This is a genomic window from Stenotrophomonas sp. Sm6012 (assembly GCF_030985895.1).
Taxonomy (GTDB): Bacteria; Pseudomonadota; Gammaproteobacteria; order Xanthomonadales; family Xanthomonadaceae; genus Stenotrophomonas; species Stenotrophomonas forensis.
On the sequence record NZ_JAPTFX010000099.1, the window covers coordinates 1 to 17,014 of the forward strand.

The following is a 17,014-nucleotide window of genomic DNA, read 5'->3' on the forward strand; positions in this document are numbered from 1 at the left end:
ATGAAGACCCAACGGGCAGCCGGCCAGCGGCCGGCGCTACCGAAATGCCTGTCAGCTGTTCTTCTTCGCCGCCATCGCCGCGGCCAGCTCGGCCTTGAATTCCTCGAAGGTCTGGCCCTTCTCCTTCGCTTCGGCCTGCGCGGCATCGCGCAGCGCATCGGAGTACATCAGGCGCACCGGCGTGCCGTTGCGCTCGTGCAGTTCACCGGCCTGCATGATCAGCGCCAGCACCTGCGCAGCACTCTCGCTGTGGCCAGCGATGCGGCCGTCCATGCCCAGCACCCATTCGCCGTCGCGGCGCACGACCCCGGCCAGCAGGGTGCGCTGCGCGTCGCGCAGTTCGGCATGCGGCTCCACCGGCGAGGCCTGGGCTGCAACCTTGTTGGCGGCCTGCTTTTCCTGGCGACGGCGCTGGTCGCGGCGGGTCTTGGAGCTGGTGGACATGGTGCGGTACCGCGGCGAGGGGGGCGCAAGGATAGCGCACCCCGCCCGCCGGGCCACTTCACGCACGTTCGATCCTGCGCGATCAGTCCAGTACTTTGCCGTGCCGCCAGTAGCCCATGAAGGTGATCGAGCGGCGGTCCAGCCCGCAGTCGCGGACCAGATGCCGGCGGATCGCCATCACGGCCCCGGCCTCGCCCGCCACCCAGGCGTACAGCGGCCCGGCCACGCTGGCATCGGCCTGCTCCCAGAGGATCTGCGCATCGACGTCGATCTCCTCCAGCTCATCACCGGCGCCCACGCTCGAGGCCGCTGCCAGGCGTTCCTGCACCGCCTGCAGCAGGGGCTGCCCGTAGGCCGCCTGCCCGCGCGGCAGCCAGACCAGTTCGGCGCTGGCCGGCGCGGTCAGCGGCACCGCATCACCGGCCTGGGCGACTTCCAGCAGGGCCAGCGTGCGTGGCGGATCGGCCATGCCCGCCAGTTCCTCCAGGATGCCGGCCACGGCCGGCAACGCGGTCTCGTCGGCTACCAGCAGCACCTGGCCCACACCGGCCGGCGGCTTCCATTCCCAGCCTTCGCTGCTGTCGGCGCAGTCGGCATCCGGAGCGAGCAGCACCACACGGTCGCCCGGGCGTGCATGCATGGCCCAGCGCGAGGCGGGCCCGGTCACGCCGTGGATGACGAAATCGACGTCGACCTCGCCCTGCTCAGCGCGCAGCTGGCGGATGGTGTAGGTGCGCATCGGAGGGCGCTGGTCGTCAGGCAGGGCCCGGTAGCGCGGGTACCAGTCCTCGCCGCTGGGGACCTGCGGAAGGTCCTGGCCGGGCAAGGGGAAGAACACCTTGATGCGCTGGTCCGGGCCTTCGGTCTTCATCCGTGCCACGTCGGCACCGGTGAACACCATGCGGTCCAGCGAAGGGGAAAGCACGCGGCGCTCTTTCAGCGCCACCTCGAACAGGCGGTAGGTCTGCTGCGCAGCCATGGGGGAACCTCATGCAACGACATTGGATCGGCTGGCTGTCGTGCACCCCTGCACCGGCTGGCTGGAGTCCCCAGCCTAATCCGGTGGTGTTCGGTCGCAAGGGTTGCAGGCATCGCGCCCCGCCCTACCCCTGCGCGCTGCTCAATGGCCCGTGCAGGCTGCCTGCGCCACGCGTTCACGCTGGTGTTCCCAGTACCAGAACACGAATCCGACGGCGAAAAAGGCGGCCTGGCCCAGTGCCAGGTGCAACGGGCTGGCACTGAGCAGCGGCGATACCACGCCCGCCACCACGGTGCTGATCATCAGCTGCGCAAAGGCCTGCAGCGAAGACGCCAGACCACGCTGATGCGGGTACATGTCCAGCACCGCCAGCGCCAGGATCGGGAAGATCAGCGCCATGCCCATGCCACCCAGGAAAATCGGCAGCACCGCCCACGGCAGCACGAACTGCGGCGCCAGTGCCACGTAGCCGACGTTCAGCAGTACCGACAACGCGCAAAGCGCGAAACCGATGGCGACCTGGCGGGTGGGCGTGGTGTGCCCGGCCATGCGCCCCGACAGGAACGAGCCGGTGGTCATGCCGCCGATGGTAGGAATGAACAGCCAGGCGAATCCGCCCTCGCCCAGATGCAGATGCTGCATCACGAACACCGGCGCCGAGGAGATGTACAGGAAGATGCCGCCGAAGCCGATGCTGCCGGCCAGCGCCAGGCGCAGGAAGCGCGGGTTGAAGCCGATGCGCACGTAGTCGCGCATCAGCACCCGCGGCGACAGCGGCACCCGCGCCTCGACCGGATGCGTTTCCGGCAGGAAGCGTGCGGTGGCTGCCAGCAGCACCAGCGCAAACACCACCAGGAACCAGAAGATCAGTGGCCAACCCGCACCACTGAGCAGGATCCAGCCGCCGATGATCGGCGCGATCGCCGGGGCGATGCCGAACAGCATCGACACCTGGCTCATCAGCCGCTGCGCGTCATGGCCGTGGTAGAGGTCGCGGATCACCGCGCGGCCGACGATCATGCCGACACCCGCCGACAGGCCCTGCAGCGCGCGGAACGCCAGCAGCGTGGTCAGGTCGGTGGACAGCGCACAGCCGACCGAAGCGCCGACAAACACCACCAGGCCGCCGAGGATCACCCGCTTGCGGCCCCAGGCATCGGACAGCGGGCCGTGCGCCAGGCTCATCAGGCCGTAGAACAGCAGGTACACGCTGATGGTCTGCTGCACCGCCACTTCGTCCACCGCCAGGCGCTGGGCCAGCTGCGGGAAGGCCGGGAAGATGGTGTCGATCGAGAACGGACCGAACATGGCCAGGCCGGCGAGCAGCAGGGCCATGCGGCGGGTGGAAGGAGCAACAGCGGCGGTCATGGGGAAGGCGTCCGGCAGGGCCATGCGCGGCACGCACGGCGGGCGCCGGTCCCCTGCAGCAGGGACGGCGCCAGATGAATTCGGGTATCCGCCCATCATAGGTGGGGATTGCGCCCGATGCCATGCAGCAGTGCACAAAACGTACGGACGGGCCATCGGCCATTCAGGCGCGGCCGCACCCGCCGGGGGCGGCCCACGGGCCCGCGACGGGCTATAATCGGCGGGCAACACGGTGGGAGAAGCGGAACACCGCTGCCGAAGGCGCAACGCCCGTAATCGCTCAGGCCCGATACCACCCGTAACACAACTCTGGAGAGACCGGTTCGATCCGGCGCCGAAGGGGCACGAAGCTGCGGCCAGCCGCACTTCCAAACTCTCAGGCAAAAGGACAGAGGGGCGCCCCGCAGACCGCCGACCGGCGGCTTGTGCCCGTGCGTGTGCCCTTTCCTGACGGATCCTTCGCCATGTCCCAGAACACCCCTTCCCTGCGTGAGCTCGAGCACCATTCCGCGTTCGTCGAGCGCCACATCGGCCCCAACGATGCCGAGATCGCGCAGATGCTCGACGTCGTCGGCCACGCGTCGCTGGATGCGATGACCGATGCCATCGTGCCGGCCAAGATCAAGTCGCCCGCACCGCTGGCACTGCCGGAATCGATGACCGAAGTGCAGGCACTGGCGAAGATCCGTGCGATCGCCGACAAGAACACCGTGCTGCGCAGCTTCATCGGCCAGGGCTACTACGGTACCCACACGCCGAACGTGATCCTGCGCAACATCCTGGAAAACCCGGCCTGGTACACCGCCTATACCCCGTACCAGGCGGAAATCTCGCAGGGCCGCATGGAAGCGCTGATCAACTTCCAGACCCTGTGCGCCGACCTGACCGGCATGGAAATCGCCAACGCCTCGCTGCTGGACGAAGCCACCGCCGCCGCCGAAGCGATGACCCTGGCCAAGCGTTCGGCCAAGTCGAAGTCGGACACCTTCTTCGTGCACGACGCCGTGCACCCGCAGACGCTGGAACTGCTGCGCACCCGCGCCGAGCCCATGGGCATCGTGCTGCGCGTCGGCACCCCGGCCGAGGCACTGGAAGCGGAAGCCTTCGGCCTGCTGCTGCAGTACCCGGACACCTTCGGCCAGGTCGGCGACTACAAGGCGCTGGTCGATGCCGTGCACGCACGCGGCGGCCTGGTGGCCGTGGCCACCGACCTGCTGGCGCTGACCCTGCTGGCCGCCCCGGGCGAATGGGGTGCGGATATCGTGGTCGGCAACAGCCAGCGTTTCGGCGTGCCGTTCGGCTTCGGTGGCCCGCACGCCGCGTTCATGGCCTGCCGTGACGCCTACAAGCGCTCGATGCCGGGCCGCCTGATCGGCGTCTCGGTGGATGCGCAGGGCAACCCGGCCTATCGCCTGACCCTGCAGACCCGCGAGCAGCACATCCGCCGCGAGAAGGCCACCTCCAACATCTGCACCGCGCAGGTACTGCTGGCGGTGATGGCGTCGATGTACGCCGTCTACCACGGCCCGGACGGCCTGACCCGCATCGCCCGCCGCACCCACCGCCTGGCCTCGATCCTGGCCGCGGCGCTGCGCACGGCCGGCGTGCAGGTCGGTGGCGACTTCTTCGACACCCTGCATGTCACCGGCGTGCACGCCGATGAGATCCACGCCAAGGCCCGCGCCGCCGGTTACAACCTGCGCGCGATCGACAGCGACTCGGTCGGCATCAGCCTGGACGAGACCGCCACCCGCGCCGACGTGGTCGCGCTGGCTGCGGTGTTCGGTGCGCAGGCCGACGTCGACGCACTCGATGCCAGCACCGCCGATGCGCTGCCTGCCGGCCTGCAGCGCCAGTCCGCGTTCCTCACCCACCCGGTGTTCAACACCCATCACAGCGAGCACGAGCTGCTGCGCTACCTGCGTTCGCTGGCCGACAAGGACCTGGCGATGGATCGCACGATGATCCCGCTGGGCTCGTGCACCATGAAGCTCAACGCCACCGCCGAGATGATCCCGGTGACCTGGCCGGAGTTCTCGCAGATCCACCCGCTGGTGCCGGCCGACCAGGCGCTGGGCTACAAGGAACTGATCGACACGCTGGAAGCGATGCTGGTGGAGTGCACCGGCTACGACGCGGTCAGCCTGCAGCCGAACTCCGGCGCGCAGGGCGAGTACGCCGGCCTGCTGGCGATCCGCGCCTACCACCGCTCGCGGGGCGAAGGTCATCGCGATATCTGCCTGATTCCGGACTCGGCGCATGGCACCAACCCTGCCTCGGCGCAGATGTGCGGCATGAAGGTGGTGGTGACCAAGACCGACGCCAACGGCAACGTCGATGTCGAGGACATCCGCCTCAATGCCGAGAAGTACAGCGACCGCCTGGCCGCGATCATGATGACCTACCCGTCCACGCACGGCGTGTTCGAGGAAGAGGTGGTGGAGATCTGCGAGATCATCCACCAGCACGGCGGCCAGGTGTACACCGACGGTGCCAACATGAACGCCCTGGTCGGCGTGGCCAAGCCGGGCAAGTGGGGTTCGGACGTTTCGCACCTGAACCTGCACAAGACCTTCTGCATCCCACACGGCGGTGGCGGCCCGGGCGTCGGCCCGTGCGCGGTCAAGGAGCACCTTGCCCCGTTCCTGCCGGGCAAGCTGGGTGACCACGGCCCGGTCGGCATGGTCAGCGCGGCCAGCTTCGGCAGCGCCTCGATCCTGCCGATCAGCTGGATGTACATCGCCATGATGGGCAGCGAAGGCCTGCGCAAGGCCACCCAGGTCGCGCAGCTCAACGCCAACTACATCGCCAAGCGCCTGGCCCCGCACTTCAAGACCCTGTACACCGGCCGCAACGGCCTGGTGGCGCACGAGTGCATCCTCGACGTGCGCCCGCTGGAAAAGACCAGCGGCATCGGTGCCGAGGACGTGGCCAAGCGCCTGATCGACTTCGGCTTCCACGCCCCGACCCTGAGCTTCCCGGTGGCCGGCACGCTGATGGTCGAACCGACCGAGAGCGAATCGCTGCACGAACTGGATCGCTTCATCAACGCGATGATCCAGATCCGCGAGGAAATCAGCGCGATCGAAGACGGCCGCCTGGACCGCGAGGACAACCCGCTGAAGAACGCACCGCACACGGCCACCGCGGTGACCGCCAGCGAGTGGACCCATGCCTACCCGCGCGAACTGGCCGCCTTCCCGCTGGCCAGCCTGAAGCAGGGCAAGTACTGGCCGCCGGTGGCGCGCGTGGACAACGTGTACGGCGACAAGAACGTGATGTGTGCCTGCATCCCGGTCGATGCCTACAAGGACGATGAAGTCGAGGCCTAAGCCTTCGATCCATCGGAAATGAAAACGGCCCGCGCATGCGGGCCGTTTTTTCAAGGGCGTGTGGACCAAGGTCCACACCCACAAAGATCCGATCACGGGTCCGGCATCTGCCCCAGGCTCAACTGCCAGGACACGCCGAAGCGGTCCTGGACCCAGCCATAGCGGTTGCTGAAATCGTAGTCACCCACCGGCATCAGCCAATGGCCGCCCTCGCCCAGCACGCGCGCCGCGCGCTCGAACTGCTCGGCGCCGGAGCATTCGACGAACAGCGAGATCGACGGCGAGAAGGTGAAATCGTGCACGTCCAGGCTGTCGAAGCACAGGTAATGGGTGCCGCCGAGCAGGAAGATGGCCTGGCGGACCTGGCCGGGCACGCCGGCACCGGGCCCCTCCGGGTGGCGTTGCAGCGCCAGCAGCCGGAAATCGGCAAAGGCCTCGGCATACAGGGCCAGGGCGGCTTCGGCCTGGCCGGTGAACATCAGGAACGGACGGCTGCGCAGCATGCGGAACTCCTGTTCGACGGGCCGGTGACGGCCCACGCGATCAGCATCGCACGTCGGATGTGCAGCCCCCGTGGTAGTGCCGGCCGCTGGCCGGCAGCTTCCATCACGCCTCGCGCATCCGCCGCGCGATGGCGCTGCCAGCGGCGATGGTGGCGGTCAGTGCCACCATCGACAGGAACTGCAGGCGGGTGTGCGACTCACTCAGCAGCAGGCCGAAGATCAGCGCAAGGATCGCCAACGCACAGCAGGTCAGCCACGGGAAACCGGCCATGCGGAACGGCAGGCGGGTGCCCAGGCGATCCGCGCGCCGGCGCAGCACCAGCTGCGAGACCAGCGACAGCGTCCACACCAGCAGGCAGGTGGAACCGACGATGTTCAGCAGCACCGGCAGCACCCGGTCCGGGAACAGCAGTTCCATCACCGTGGCGGCAAAGCCGAACAGCACGCTGGCCAGCACGGCGATCACCGGCACCTGGCGCGGATCGGTCCAGCCGAGCACGGCCGGGGCTTCGCGGCGCTGCGCCAGCGAATACATCATGCGCGAGGCACCGTAGAGGTTGGCATTGAGCGCCGACAGTAGCGCGATCACCGCGATCAGGGTGATGGCCGTGCCCGCACCCGGAATACGGGCGATATCCAGCACCGCGGCGAACGGCGACTTCAGCGCCTCGCTGGTCCACGGCACCACGGCGATGATCACGCTCAGCGAGCCGATGTAGAACACCAGGATGCGCCAGGCCACGGTTCGGATCGCACGCGCGATGCTGCGCTCGGGGTCTTCGGTTTCAGCAGCGGCGACGGCCACGATCTCGGTGCCGCCGAAGGCGAACACCACCACCAGCAGCGCCGCACCGATACCGGCCAGGCCCTTCGGCGCAAAGCCGCCGTGGTCGGTGAAGTTGCTCAGGCCCGGTGAGGTCACCTGCGGCAGCCAGCCCATCAGCAGCGCCACACCAATGGCGATGAACGCCAGGATCGCAACCACCTTGAGGATCGCGAACCAGAACTCGAACTCGCCGAAATTCTTCACCCCGAGCAGGTTGATCGCGGTGAAGAACAGCATGAACGCCAGCGCCGCCATCGGTACCGGTATCGCTGGCCACACCGTGGCCAGCAGGCCGGCCGCACCCACCGCCTCGGCGGCGATCACGATCACCAGCTGCACCCACCACAGCCAGCCTACTGTGGCGCCGGCCGTGGCGCCCATGGCGTCGGCGGCGTACACCGAGAACGCACCGCTGGTCGGTTTGGCCGCCGCCATCTCGCCCAGCGCGTTCATCACGATGATCACCAGCGCACCGGCCACCAGGTAGGACACCAGCACCGCCGGACCGGCCGCCTGCACACCCACGCCCGAGCCGAGGAACAATCCGGCGCCGATGGCGCTGCCCAGGCCCATCATGATCAGCTGGCGGGGCTTGAGCGAATGTCCGAGGCGGGACGGCGAAGCGGTCGGAATCGAATTGGGCATCGGCGGGGCTGGCGGCGGGCTACAGGGGCGACACCTTACCCTGTCCCGTGCCCGCGGGGATAGGCACAGCGCAGCAGGCGTCTCAGGCCAGGGCCGGCTCGCCGACGTTCCCACCGATACGGGCCCGATAGGCACGCGGCGAGAAACCGGTTTCAGCCTTGAACTTGCGGGTGAACGCACTCTGGTCGCTGAAACCGCAGGCCTGGCCGATGCAGGCGATGCTGTCGTCACCGTGCAGCAGGTGCATGGCCATCTGGATCCGCAGCCGGGTCAGCACCTGCTGCGGGGTCATCTGGAACACCTTGCGGAAGCTGCGCTCCAGCTTGGACAGCGAGAAGCCGGTGATATCCAGCAGGGTCTGCATGCGCACGTTCTCGGCGTAATGCGCATTGAGGTGGGCCAGGGCCAGCCGCAGCTGCTCGTACTGGGTGCCGAGGCTGTCCTTCTGGCCGAGGTCGCGGGAAATGCCGATCAGGCCCTCGATGGCCCCATCGACCAGCAGCGGGCGCTTGCAGGTCAGGCACCAGCCCGGTTCGCGGTTGGCGAACAGGTGCAGCTCCATCAGGTTCTCGATCACCTCGCCGGACAGCACGCGGGCGTCCTGGTCGACATAGTCCGCACTGAGCCCGGTCGGGTAGATCTCGGCCGCGGTGCGCCCGATCACATCCTTGCGCGCGCGCAGGCCCAGCCGCCGCAGCATGGTCTGGTTGACGTGGGTGTAACGCCCCTGCCGGTCCTTGATGAAGAACAGCACATCCGGAATGGCGTCGAACAGGGCTTCGATGTCGGCGGGCTCGACTCGCATGCGGCAAGCATAGCCGAGGCGGCCTTGCCGGTGCGATCACCCTTGCGGGACTTGTGCTTAACGCCGCCAGGGCCACCGTGGGGGCCAGCCCCCACCGGAGACCCTGCCATGCCACGCGGTGACAAATCCGCCTATACCGACAAGCAGAAGCGCCAGGCCGAGCACATCGAAGAGAGCGAGCGCCAGCGCGGTGCCAGCGAAGGCACGGCCGAGCGCATCGCCTGGGCCACGGTGAACAAGCAGGATGGGGGTGGCAAGCGCAGCGGCAGCGCGCGCAAGAGTGCCGGGAAGACTGCCAGCAAGGCCACAACGAAGAAGACCGCCGCAAAGAAGGCTCCCGCTCGCAAGGCAGCGGCAAAGAAGGCCAGCACCGCTGCTTCGCGCAGCGCGGCCGCGAAGAAGGCAGCCAAGACCCGTGCCGCGAAGAAGAGTGTGCGCAAAGCGGCGGCGAAGAAGGCGGCGCGCACCCGCGCCAGTGGCTGATCGCGAGCCATCCACCGGAACGCGGCCGCAGTGCCCTGCGGCCGCACAATTTCAACGGAAGTGACCTGCTCAGGCCGCGCGACGTGGCACGGCGGAAGCTGCTGCGCCTTCCACCTTGAACACCGACACCGACGTAGTCAGCGCATGCGCCTGTTCTTCCAGCGCGCGGCTGGCGGCGGTGGCTTCTTCCACCAGCGCAGCGTTCTGCTGGGTGACCTGATCCATCTGCACCACCACCTGGTTGACCTGCTCGATACCGGCGGCCTGCTCCTTGCTCGCCGCAGCGATGTCGCTCATCAGCTGCGTGGTGCGCGAACTGGCCTGGGCCACGCGTGCGATCGCAGCTTCGGATTCAACGGTCACTGCCAGGCCACTCTTCACCTTGGCGGCAGCATCTTCGATCAGTTCCTTGATCTCCTTGGCGGCGACACCGGCGCGCTGCGCGAGCGTGCGCACTTCGCTGGCGACCACGGCGAAGCCACGGCCCTGCTCGCCTGCGCGGGCGGCTTCGACTGCAGCGTTCAACGCGAGGATGTTGGTCTGGAACGCAATGCCATCGATCACCGTGGAGATTTCCGAGATGCGGGCCGACGACTGGTCGATCTCGCCCATCACCGAGGCCATCTGTGCCATCGCCTGTTCGGTCTCGCGCACCGCGGCTCCGGCGGCGTGCGCTTCGCTGTCGGCCTGGCGGGCCAGCTCGGCGTTCTGGCGCACGGTGGACGTCAGTTCCTCCATCGAGGCGGCAGCTTCTTCCAGATTGGCGGCCTGCTGCTCGGTGCGGCGCGACAGGTCGTTGTTGCCGGCGGCGAGTTCCTGCGCGGCGTTGTTGATGCTGTCGGCCGCCACCTGGATGCCACGCACGATGCCGGTCAGCTGTGCGGTGGTGGTGTTGGCATCGTCGCGCATGCGGGCGAACACGCCGTCGTAATCGCCGTCCATGCGTGCGGTCAGGTCGCCATGCGAGATCGCACGCAGCACGTCGGAGACATCGGCGATGCTGGCCTGCGAGCTGGCCATCATGCCGTTGAGATGCTCGACCATCGCCTTGAACTGGTACTGGAATGCGGCGGCATCGCCGCGCATGCTGAAGTCACCGGCGCGCGCGGCGCGGGCCAGTTCATCGATCTGCGCGTTGATCGCCATCAGGCTCTGCTTCACGGCGGACAGGGTGCGGGTCAGCGCGCCCTTCTCGCCCGGGTAGTCCGGCAGGTCGCGGCTGAGGTCGCCGATGGCGTAGCGCTGCATCACCTCGGCCATCAGCAGTTCCACCTGCACGTGCGATTCGACCAGGCTGTTGGTGGCCTGCACCATGCGCCCGAAATCACCCGGGAACGCGCTGGCATCCATGCGATAGCGGATCGCGCCCGCCTCATGCTGCTCTGCCATCTGCAGCTGCGCGCCGATCGCGGCCTGCACGCTCTGCCGCACACTGGCCATCGCCTGGCCCAGCTGGGTCAATTCGTCACGACCGCCAAGCCGGAATTCCTGATCCAGCTCGCCCTTGGCCAGGCGCTCGGCCAGGTTCACTGCGCGCGCCAGCGGACCGGTCAGGCTGCGGCCGATCATCACCGAGGCAGCAATGCCAACCAGCAATGCAACGCCGCCCAGCACCAGCAGCTGCAGCAGGCTGCGCTCACCCAGGCGGATCGCCTCGGCGGCGGCATCGCGGCTTTCCTTCTCTTCGAAGTCCACGCCATCGGACAGCGCCTTGTTCCAGCCGTTGGCCGCTTCCTGCACCGGGCCCAGGGTCAGCGCCACCGCGCCGGGATAGTCACCCTGCTCCATCAGTTCGCTGGTCTGCTTGTTGAGCGGGCGGGCGATGGCGCGCTTGGCTGCAATGGTTTCAGCAATGGCCTTGCCCGCGGCATCACTGGGCAACGCCTGGTACGCGCTCCAGCTGGCCTCGTAGCGTTTGACCAGATCGGCGATGCGCTGTTCGTCGTGGCCTCGGTCATCGCCCTGGCGGATCAGCATCTCGCGGCGCACCACCATCATCTGGTTGTTGGCATCGAGCATCTGCGACAGCAGCCGCACCTTGGCCACGCTGACATCGACCACCTGCTGCATCGCGCGCTTCTGCACGACGCTGGCGGTGGCACCCGTGGCCACCACGGCGGCGACCAGCAGCAGCAACAGGCCAAAGCCCAGCCCAAGACGCCAGGCGACCCTGACATTCCTCAAGTAGTTCATCGGTACATCCAAAACGGGGGGATGCGCCCGTATCGGCAGCAGCCCGATGCGCCTTGATGGGGACTAGAACGCCCGGCGGGGTACGGTTCAGCGAGGTGATGGTGTGGCGTCCGCTACTGTGGCGATGGCAGCATCGCCAGGCTGGATCGACCGCATGCCCGCGCATCGGACAGGACGCAACTACATTGCTCATTTCAACAAGGACGATCATGAAACGACTGCTCTCCCCGCTTCCGCTGGTAATCGCTGGGTTGCTGGCTGCACATACTGCCCAGGCTGAAGATGCCTACACCGGCAGCAACATGAAGTTCCTCTATGGCTTCAACATCATCGGCAACCAGGATCCGCTGGCCCGCGACCAGCTGGCGACGCTGAAGAAATCCGGCATCAATGTCGTGCCGGTGGGTGGCTGGTCGGTGGCCGAGATCCGCTCGCAACTGCAGTTGCTGCGCCAGGATCCACTGCTATCCGGATTCAAAGCTATCCTCATGTTCAACGGCCCGACCTACGACGCATGGAACGCCGATCGCAATGGCATCTGTGCCGCTGGCAATGAATCTCTTCCCGCAGGGCTGGGACAATCGCTCGATGATCTGGCGGCATTGGGCCGGCAGAACAGTGATGTCGTCGTCGGCTACTACACCTTCGATGAGCCTGCGCTGCCGAAAGCACCGGAGAACCTTGGTATCTGCAAGCGCTACCAGGAACAGGTCTACCAGCGCATCCGCCAGGCTGACCCCGATGCAGCTGCGCGTCCGGTCTTCCTCGCCAATCTGATGAAGGGGCTGAGCGACGCGCAGATCCAGCATGCAATGAGTCCGGGGGCACAGGATGTAGTCTTCGTAGATCAGTACCAAGATGATCTCAACGATCAGATCGCCCAGTACCAGAAATGGAAACGGCACGGCCTGCTCGGTGGTGGCATGGTCCCCGTGCTGCCCGCTTTCAATTACAGCAGCTGCAATGATCCTGCGCTTCGTTCCAGCTTCCGAGTGAACCTGGAAGCTGCACTAGAAGCCGTGTATGGCGCCGATCGCCCCCGCAATCTTGGTAGCTCCTATTTTGCATTCTGGCCTGGCGAACGTCCTGATTTTCAGTATGACAGCCAGAACTGCCCCGCCATCTTCCACTCCGTGATCGACGATCTCACACATCAGCCAGACCTCCAGGTAACGCGGATCGAAACGATTCCAAGCCAGTTCCGGGCCGGAGAGGCGGTCCGCTTCCGGGCGACCATCCGGAATGCCGGCAATGCTCCGTCCCCCATGAATCACCACAGTGTTCTTGTCCATGAGGAGGGGCGCTGTTTCGACGGAGGATGCCAATGGGGAATCCTGACGACCAGTCTGGCCCCCGGTCAGCAGGCCACCATAGATCTTAACCAAGGGCCCAGCTGGACACCTTCGGCAGGGCTGCATGCGATGACCGTGTTCGCTGACGACGCGGATCGCATCAAGGAGCTCGACGAACACAACAACGAGTTGACCCGGGAAATCATGGTGGGGGACCTGCCCGATCTGCAGCCATACCTGCTCGAAACGATTCCAGCCAGTTTCAAGCCAGGTGATTCAGTGACATTTCGCACCGCGGTAACCAACCGCGGATCAATGCCTGCACCTGCGGGTTGGCTCGGAGCAGTCTACCTGGTGAACGGTGGGTGCCCATCCAGCGGCTGCCCCTGGGGTGGTCTGACAACGGCCTTGGCGCCAGGTGAATCCGTCTGGCTGAATCCCGCAGGCCCCGTTTGGCCAGCCCCGGTTGGCCAGCAACAGATCACCTCAATTGTTGACGATCAAGGGCTGATCCAGGAGTCGAATGAGGGCAACAACCGGCTGGCTCGAATCATCCAAGTCGCAGACAAGCCGGATCTTCGCATCACCAGCGCCCATTCACAGCCGCTGCGGCCGAAATCCGGAGATACAACATCGTTCACTGCCACCATCGAGAATGTTGGTTCGGTCGCCGCCAGTGCTCCCTGGATTGGGCTAGTGGCCATGGAGAACGGCCAGTGCTTCATCAAGGGTTGTGTATGGGGCGGGCTCCAGAACTACACCTTGGCACCCGGCGTCAGCGTCAATGTCAGTACATACAACGACGCCTGGCGCCCGACCGCAGGGGTGCACTCCATCCAGATTATGGTTGACGATCAGAACACCGTGAGCGAGTCGCGAGAGGACAACAACAGCATCGACATCATGGTTACTGTGGATTGAACTTCAGGGCAGGCGGCGACGGATGCGCAGCCGCCTGCCCTCGTTGTTCTCCATGTACAGACGCAGCCAGACAAGGGACGGTCACGTCTGCATTACTCATCCCGGCGTCAGATTCTTTTCACATCAATCCTGCATCACGCACAGGCATGGTAGTTCAGTGAATGCTGGAGATGCCCATGCGTGTACCCCATCCTGCGCTGCTTGTCCTGTCGCTGCTGATATCACCCACTTTCGCGCAATCCCCTGCGCTGCCCGAACTGCCCGCCCCCATCGCCGAAAGGGCCGGGCCGGATACCGCGCCGCGCTCTGCCCTGCACGCCCAGGTGCTGCTGGATCGCGCGAATTTCTCGCCGGGCCAGATCGATGGGGAAGTGGGCAGCAACCAGCGCAGGGCGGTATCCGGCTTCCAGGCAGCGCGCGGGCTGACCGTGACGGGGGAACTGGACGACGCCACCTGGAAAGCGCTGCAGGCCGATACGGTTGGGCCGCTGGCCAGTTACACCCTGACCGCCGAGGATGTGGCCGGCCCGTTCCAGGCGATTCCCAAAGGGCCTGCCGCACAGGCCAAGTTGAAATCGCTGGGCTACGGCAGCGTGGCCGAAGCCCTCGGCGAGCGCTTCCACGCCTCGCCGGAACTGCTGAAGGTGCTCAACCCCGGCGTCGATCTGGCCAAGGCGGGCAGCCGCATCCAGGTCCCCAACATCGCACCGGCTGCATTGCCGAAGGCCACGAAGATCGTGGTCGACAAATCCGATTCCACCCTGCAGCTGCTGGATGCGCAGGGCAAGGTGATCGCGCAGGTGCCGGTGTCCTCCGGCAGCCAGCATGATCCGCTGCCGATCGGCGAATGGAAGATCCTCGGCGTGTATCGCGATCCGCCCTTCCACTACAACCCGAAGCTGTTCTGGGATGCGCGCAAGGGCGAGAAGAAGGCCACGCTGCCGCCGGGCCCGAACAATCCCGTGGGCCGGGTCTGGATCGATCTGTCCAAGCCGCACTATGGCCTGCACGGCACGCCCGAGCCCGGCCACGTCGGCAAGACCGAATCGCATGGCTGCGTGCGCATGACCAACTGGGATGCGCTGCGCGTAGCCGATGCCGTGGATACCTCGGTGGCAGTGGTGATGCAGGAGTGAGCCGATGCGTCTTTCGCAGCTGATTGTGCTGGGCGTGCTGCTGGGCCTGGGTGCAGGTTGGTGGTTGCGCCGGGATGTGGCTCAACCGGTGGCCGTTGCCCAGCCTGCCCCGCAACCCACAGTGGCTGCAACGCCGGTGAAGGCGCCTGCAGCTCCGCAGGTGGATGCAGCGCCTTCCGCATCGGTGGCACCGTCGGCCAGCGCGAGCGGCACGCCAACCGGCCTGTTGCTGCCCGTACAGGGCATCGAAGCCTCGCAGCTGCGCGACACCTTCACCGATGCACGCAGCGAAGGGCGCGTACACGATGCCATCGACATCATGGCCGACGCCGGTACGCCGGTGCTGGCCGTGGCTGATGGCACAGTGGAAAAGCTGTTCGACAGCGAGCGCGGTGGCCTGACGATCTACCAGTTCGAACCCAGCGGACGTTGGTGCTACTACTACGCGCACCTGCAACGCTATGCCGATGGGCTGGCAGAAAAGAAGGTGATCAAGCGCGGGGAAGTGATCGGCTACGTCGGCAGCACCGGCAATGCCAGCGCCGAGGCCCCGCACCTGCATTTCGAGGTGCACGTGCTGGGGCCGGAGAAGCAATGGTGGAAGGGCGAGTCGATCAATCCGTACCCGCTGCTGCGGGCGGGAGGCTAGCGCGTCTGCCGCTTGGCAGAGCCAGTCGCAGTGATGCCCGATTTGGGCACGATCCTACCCAAATTGGGTATTTGGCAAGTGCACTGCCGGGCATGGCCCGGCGCTACCGGGGTGGAGGACGGCGTCGCCAGCGCCGCAGCGCGATGCTGGCAGCCGCCAGTCCGCCACCGGCAATCAGTAAAAGGAGCGCCACCGGCGGCCAGAAGAAGAACGGCCACAGCCAGAGGTAGTCCAGGTCGGTCAGTTTCAGCACGTCCATCGGCGCCAGCAGGTCCACCGAGGCCGCACGGCCGGCCAGCGCCGGGTCGACCGCCAGCACGGTCAGCCGCAGCCAGGAACGGCCACGCGGCAATGCATCACCGCGGCCGTAGCCGAAATACGAGGCGGCGAAGCGGTCGGGCTCGACCGATTCCAGTGCACGAATGACCTCGGCCGTTGCCGAAGGTGAGCGCGTGTCCGCGCGGAACTCATTGCGATCGGTCGGGGTTTCCGCGCGCAGGCGCAGCTCGGGGTCAACCAAAGGATCGGCGCCGTCATCGGCATAGCGCAATCGCAGGCGCAGCGGATCGTCGATGAAGCGATAGACCGTGATCTCGGCCGACGCGCCGGGCTGCAGCACCAGCGGCAGGGTCTGCGTGCGCGAGGCAAGGTGGTTGGCGACCGCGCCCAGCAGCAGCACGATGCAGGCCAGCGCCCACAGGCTCCACAGCAGCCACAGGGCCACCCGTGCCACGGTCTCGCCTTTCATGCCGAACCCCCGGTGGTCATCGCGCTGCATCCCTGCTGGCATTGGCCACAACGTAGCGCAGAACTGCACGTGCCCACAGTGCCGGCGCAAAGCAGCGCGTGACCCCACCCGGTACCTCGCCCGGTGGCGAGGCTGGGCATCGCGCATGCGGAAGGAGTCAGGCCGGCCTGACTTCCCTGCACACCAGCTCGGCAAGTTCGCGGCAGGCGAAGAAAAGCCCTTCCACCACACCTTCGTCCAGGTGCCTGCGCGGCGTCGCCATGCTGGCGCAACGGTTGGCCGCATGCAGCATCTCCACCGCGGTGAGGATTCCCACGGCCGCACGGTCGATCCGCGCCAGGGACTGACGTCGTCCGTCGGACAGGGCCTCCTCCGGCCACAACATGCCATCGGAGCCCTCGCCATCACGGATGCGGGTGAGGCAGCCCTGGAACGTGCTGAGATCGTCGGCGGGATTGGCGTCGTCGTTGATGGGCTCAACAACATGGAACGGCGGGGTCTTGCGACTGGTCATGGCGTCGGCTTCCGTGGCTGTACGTAACAGCGCCACCGCGCAGAAGCGGGGTGGCGGACGGTGCGGGTTGCAAACCGGTGCACATGCTATGCCGGCAGGTCCGAAGACCCCCACGCACCGCCCGCCATAAAGGCCGACGGATTGCCAGCCGGCACCGTTTCAGGACGGTGCCGGCT

At 66.6% G+C, this 17,014-nt stretch carries 14 protein-coding genes and 1 riboswitch; of the genes, 5 read left to right on the plus strand and 9 right to left on the minus strand.

The features are described 5' to 3' along the window. Positions 1-51 precede the first annotated feature (51 nt). The 3 genes from O0J73_RS15580 to O0J73_RS15590 all read right to left on the minus strand — a co-directional run bounded on the left by O0J73_RS15580 (position 52) and on the right by O0J73_RS15590 (position 2,791). Entirely contained in the window at positions 52-444 is a 393-nt protein-coding gene (locus O0J73_RS15580) for a hypothetical protein (RefSeq protein WP_053450494.1), read from the minus strand. 82 nt (positions 445-526) lie between these two features. Continuing rightward, positions 527-1,423 (minus strand): siderophore-interacting protein, encoded by an 897-nt coding sequence (locus O0J73_RS15585; protein ID WP_197564680.1) that lies wholly within the window; start codon positions 1,421-1,423, stop codon positions 527-529. Positions 1,424-1,564: 141 nt separating this feature from the next. Further along, entirely contained in the window at positions 1,565-2,791 is a 1,227-nt protein-coding gene (locus O0J73_RS15590) for a multidrug effflux MFS transporter (protein WP_197564679.1), read from the minus strand. A gap of 299 nt (positions 2,792-3,090) precedes the next feature. Beyond that, positions 3,091-3,193: riboswitch (glycine riboswitch) on the plus strand. A 62-nt stretch (positions 3,194-3,255) separates the two neighbouring features. Here O0J73_RS15590 and gcvP point away from each other — a divergent pair. After that, a complete protein-coding gene (gene gcvP, locus O0J73_RS15595; RefSeq protein WP_006463074.1) occupies positions 3,256-6,123 on the plus strand; it encodes an aminomethyl-transferring glycine dehydrogenase in 2,868 nt (955 codons plus the stop codon). Between the two features lie 92 nt (positions 6,124-6,215). On the opposite strand, the gene O0J73_RS15600 is transcribed toward gcvP, so the two are convergent. From O0J73_RS15600 to O0J73_RS15610, 3 genes are all read right to left on the minus strand, one after another. Continuing rightward, the gene (locus O0J73_RS15600; protein WP_046985104.1) at positions 6,216-6,626 is read right to left on the minus strand and encodes a VOC family protein; all 411 of its coding nucleotides are present in this window, start codon (positions 6,624-6,626) and stop codon (positions 6,216-6,218) included. Between the two features lie 103 nt (positions 6,627-6,729). Then, positions 6,730-8,097, minus strand: a complete 1,368-nt coding sequence (locus tag O0J73_RS15605) for an amino acid permease (protein ID WP_197564677.1) — start codon at positions 8,095-8,097, stop codon at positions 6,730-6,732. Between the two features lie 82 nt (positions 8,098-8,179). Beyond that, positions 8,180-8,902, minus strand: coding sequence for an AraC family transcriptional regulator (locus tag O0J73_RS15610; RefSeq protein WP_006463165.1), 723 nt, complete (start codon positions 8,900-8,902; stop codon positions 8,180-8,182). 108 nt (positions 8,903-9,010) lie between these two features. Here O0J73_RS15610 and O0J73_RS15615 point away from each other — a divergent pair, with 108 nt between their 5' ends. Beyond that, on the plus strand, positions 9,011-9,385 hold the full coding sequence (locus O0J73_RS15615) for a hypothetical protein (protein ID WP_006463166.1): 375 nt from the start codon (positions 9,011-9,013) through the stop codon (positions 9,383-9,385). A gap of 69 nt (positions 9,386-9,454) precedes the next feature. On the opposite strand, the gene O0J73_RS15620 is transcribed toward O0J73_RS15615, so the two are convergent. Further along, on the minus strand, positions 9,455-11,578 hold the full coding sequence (locus O0J73_RS15620; RefSeq protein ID WP_308309100.1) for a methyl-accepting chemotaxis protein: 2,124 nt from the start codon (positions 11,576-11,578) through the stop codon (positions 9,455-9,457). A 209-nt stretch (positions 11,579-11,787) separates the two neighbouring features. Here O0J73_RS15620 and O0J73_RS15625 point away from each other — a divergent pair, with 209 nt between their 5' ends. From O0J73_RS15625 to O0J73_RS15635, 3 genes are all read left to right on the plus strand, one after another. Further along, positions 11,788-13,791 (plus strand): CARDB domain-containing protein, encoded by a 2,004-nt coding sequence (locus tag O0J73_RS15625; protein WP_308309101.1) that lies wholly within the window; start codon positions 11,788-11,790, stop codon positions 13,789-13,791. Between the two features lie 176 nt (positions 13,792-13,967). Next, positions 13,968-14,927 (plus strand): L,D-transpeptidase family protein, encoded by a 960-nt coding sequence (locus O0J73_RS15630; RefSeq protein ID WP_308309102.1) that lies wholly within the window; start codon positions 13,968-13,970, stop codon positions 14,925-14,927. Between the two features lie 4 nt (positions 14,928-14,931). Then, a complete protein-coding gene (locus tag O0J73_RS15635; protein WP_308309103.1) occupies positions 14,932-15,576 on the plus strand; it encodes a M23 family metallopeptidase in 645 nt (214 codons plus the stop codon). A gap of 103 nt (positions 15,577-15,679) precedes the next feature. On the opposite strand, the gene O0J73_RS15640 is transcribed toward O0J73_RS15635, so the two are convergent. After that, positions 15,680-16,324 carry a hypothetical protein gene (locus O0J73_RS15640; protein WP_308309104.1) on the minus strand — a complete coding sequence of 215 codons (645 nt, stop codon included), beginning with the start codon at positions 16,322-16,324 and terminating at the stop codon, positions 15,680-15,682. Positions 16,325-16,481: 157 nt separating this feature from the next. Further along, entirely contained in the window at positions 16,482-16,838 is a 357-nt protein-coding gene (locus O0J73_RS15645; protein ID WP_049457945.1) for a hypothetical protein, read from the minus strand. Positions 16,839-17,014 lie beyond the last annotated feature (176 nt).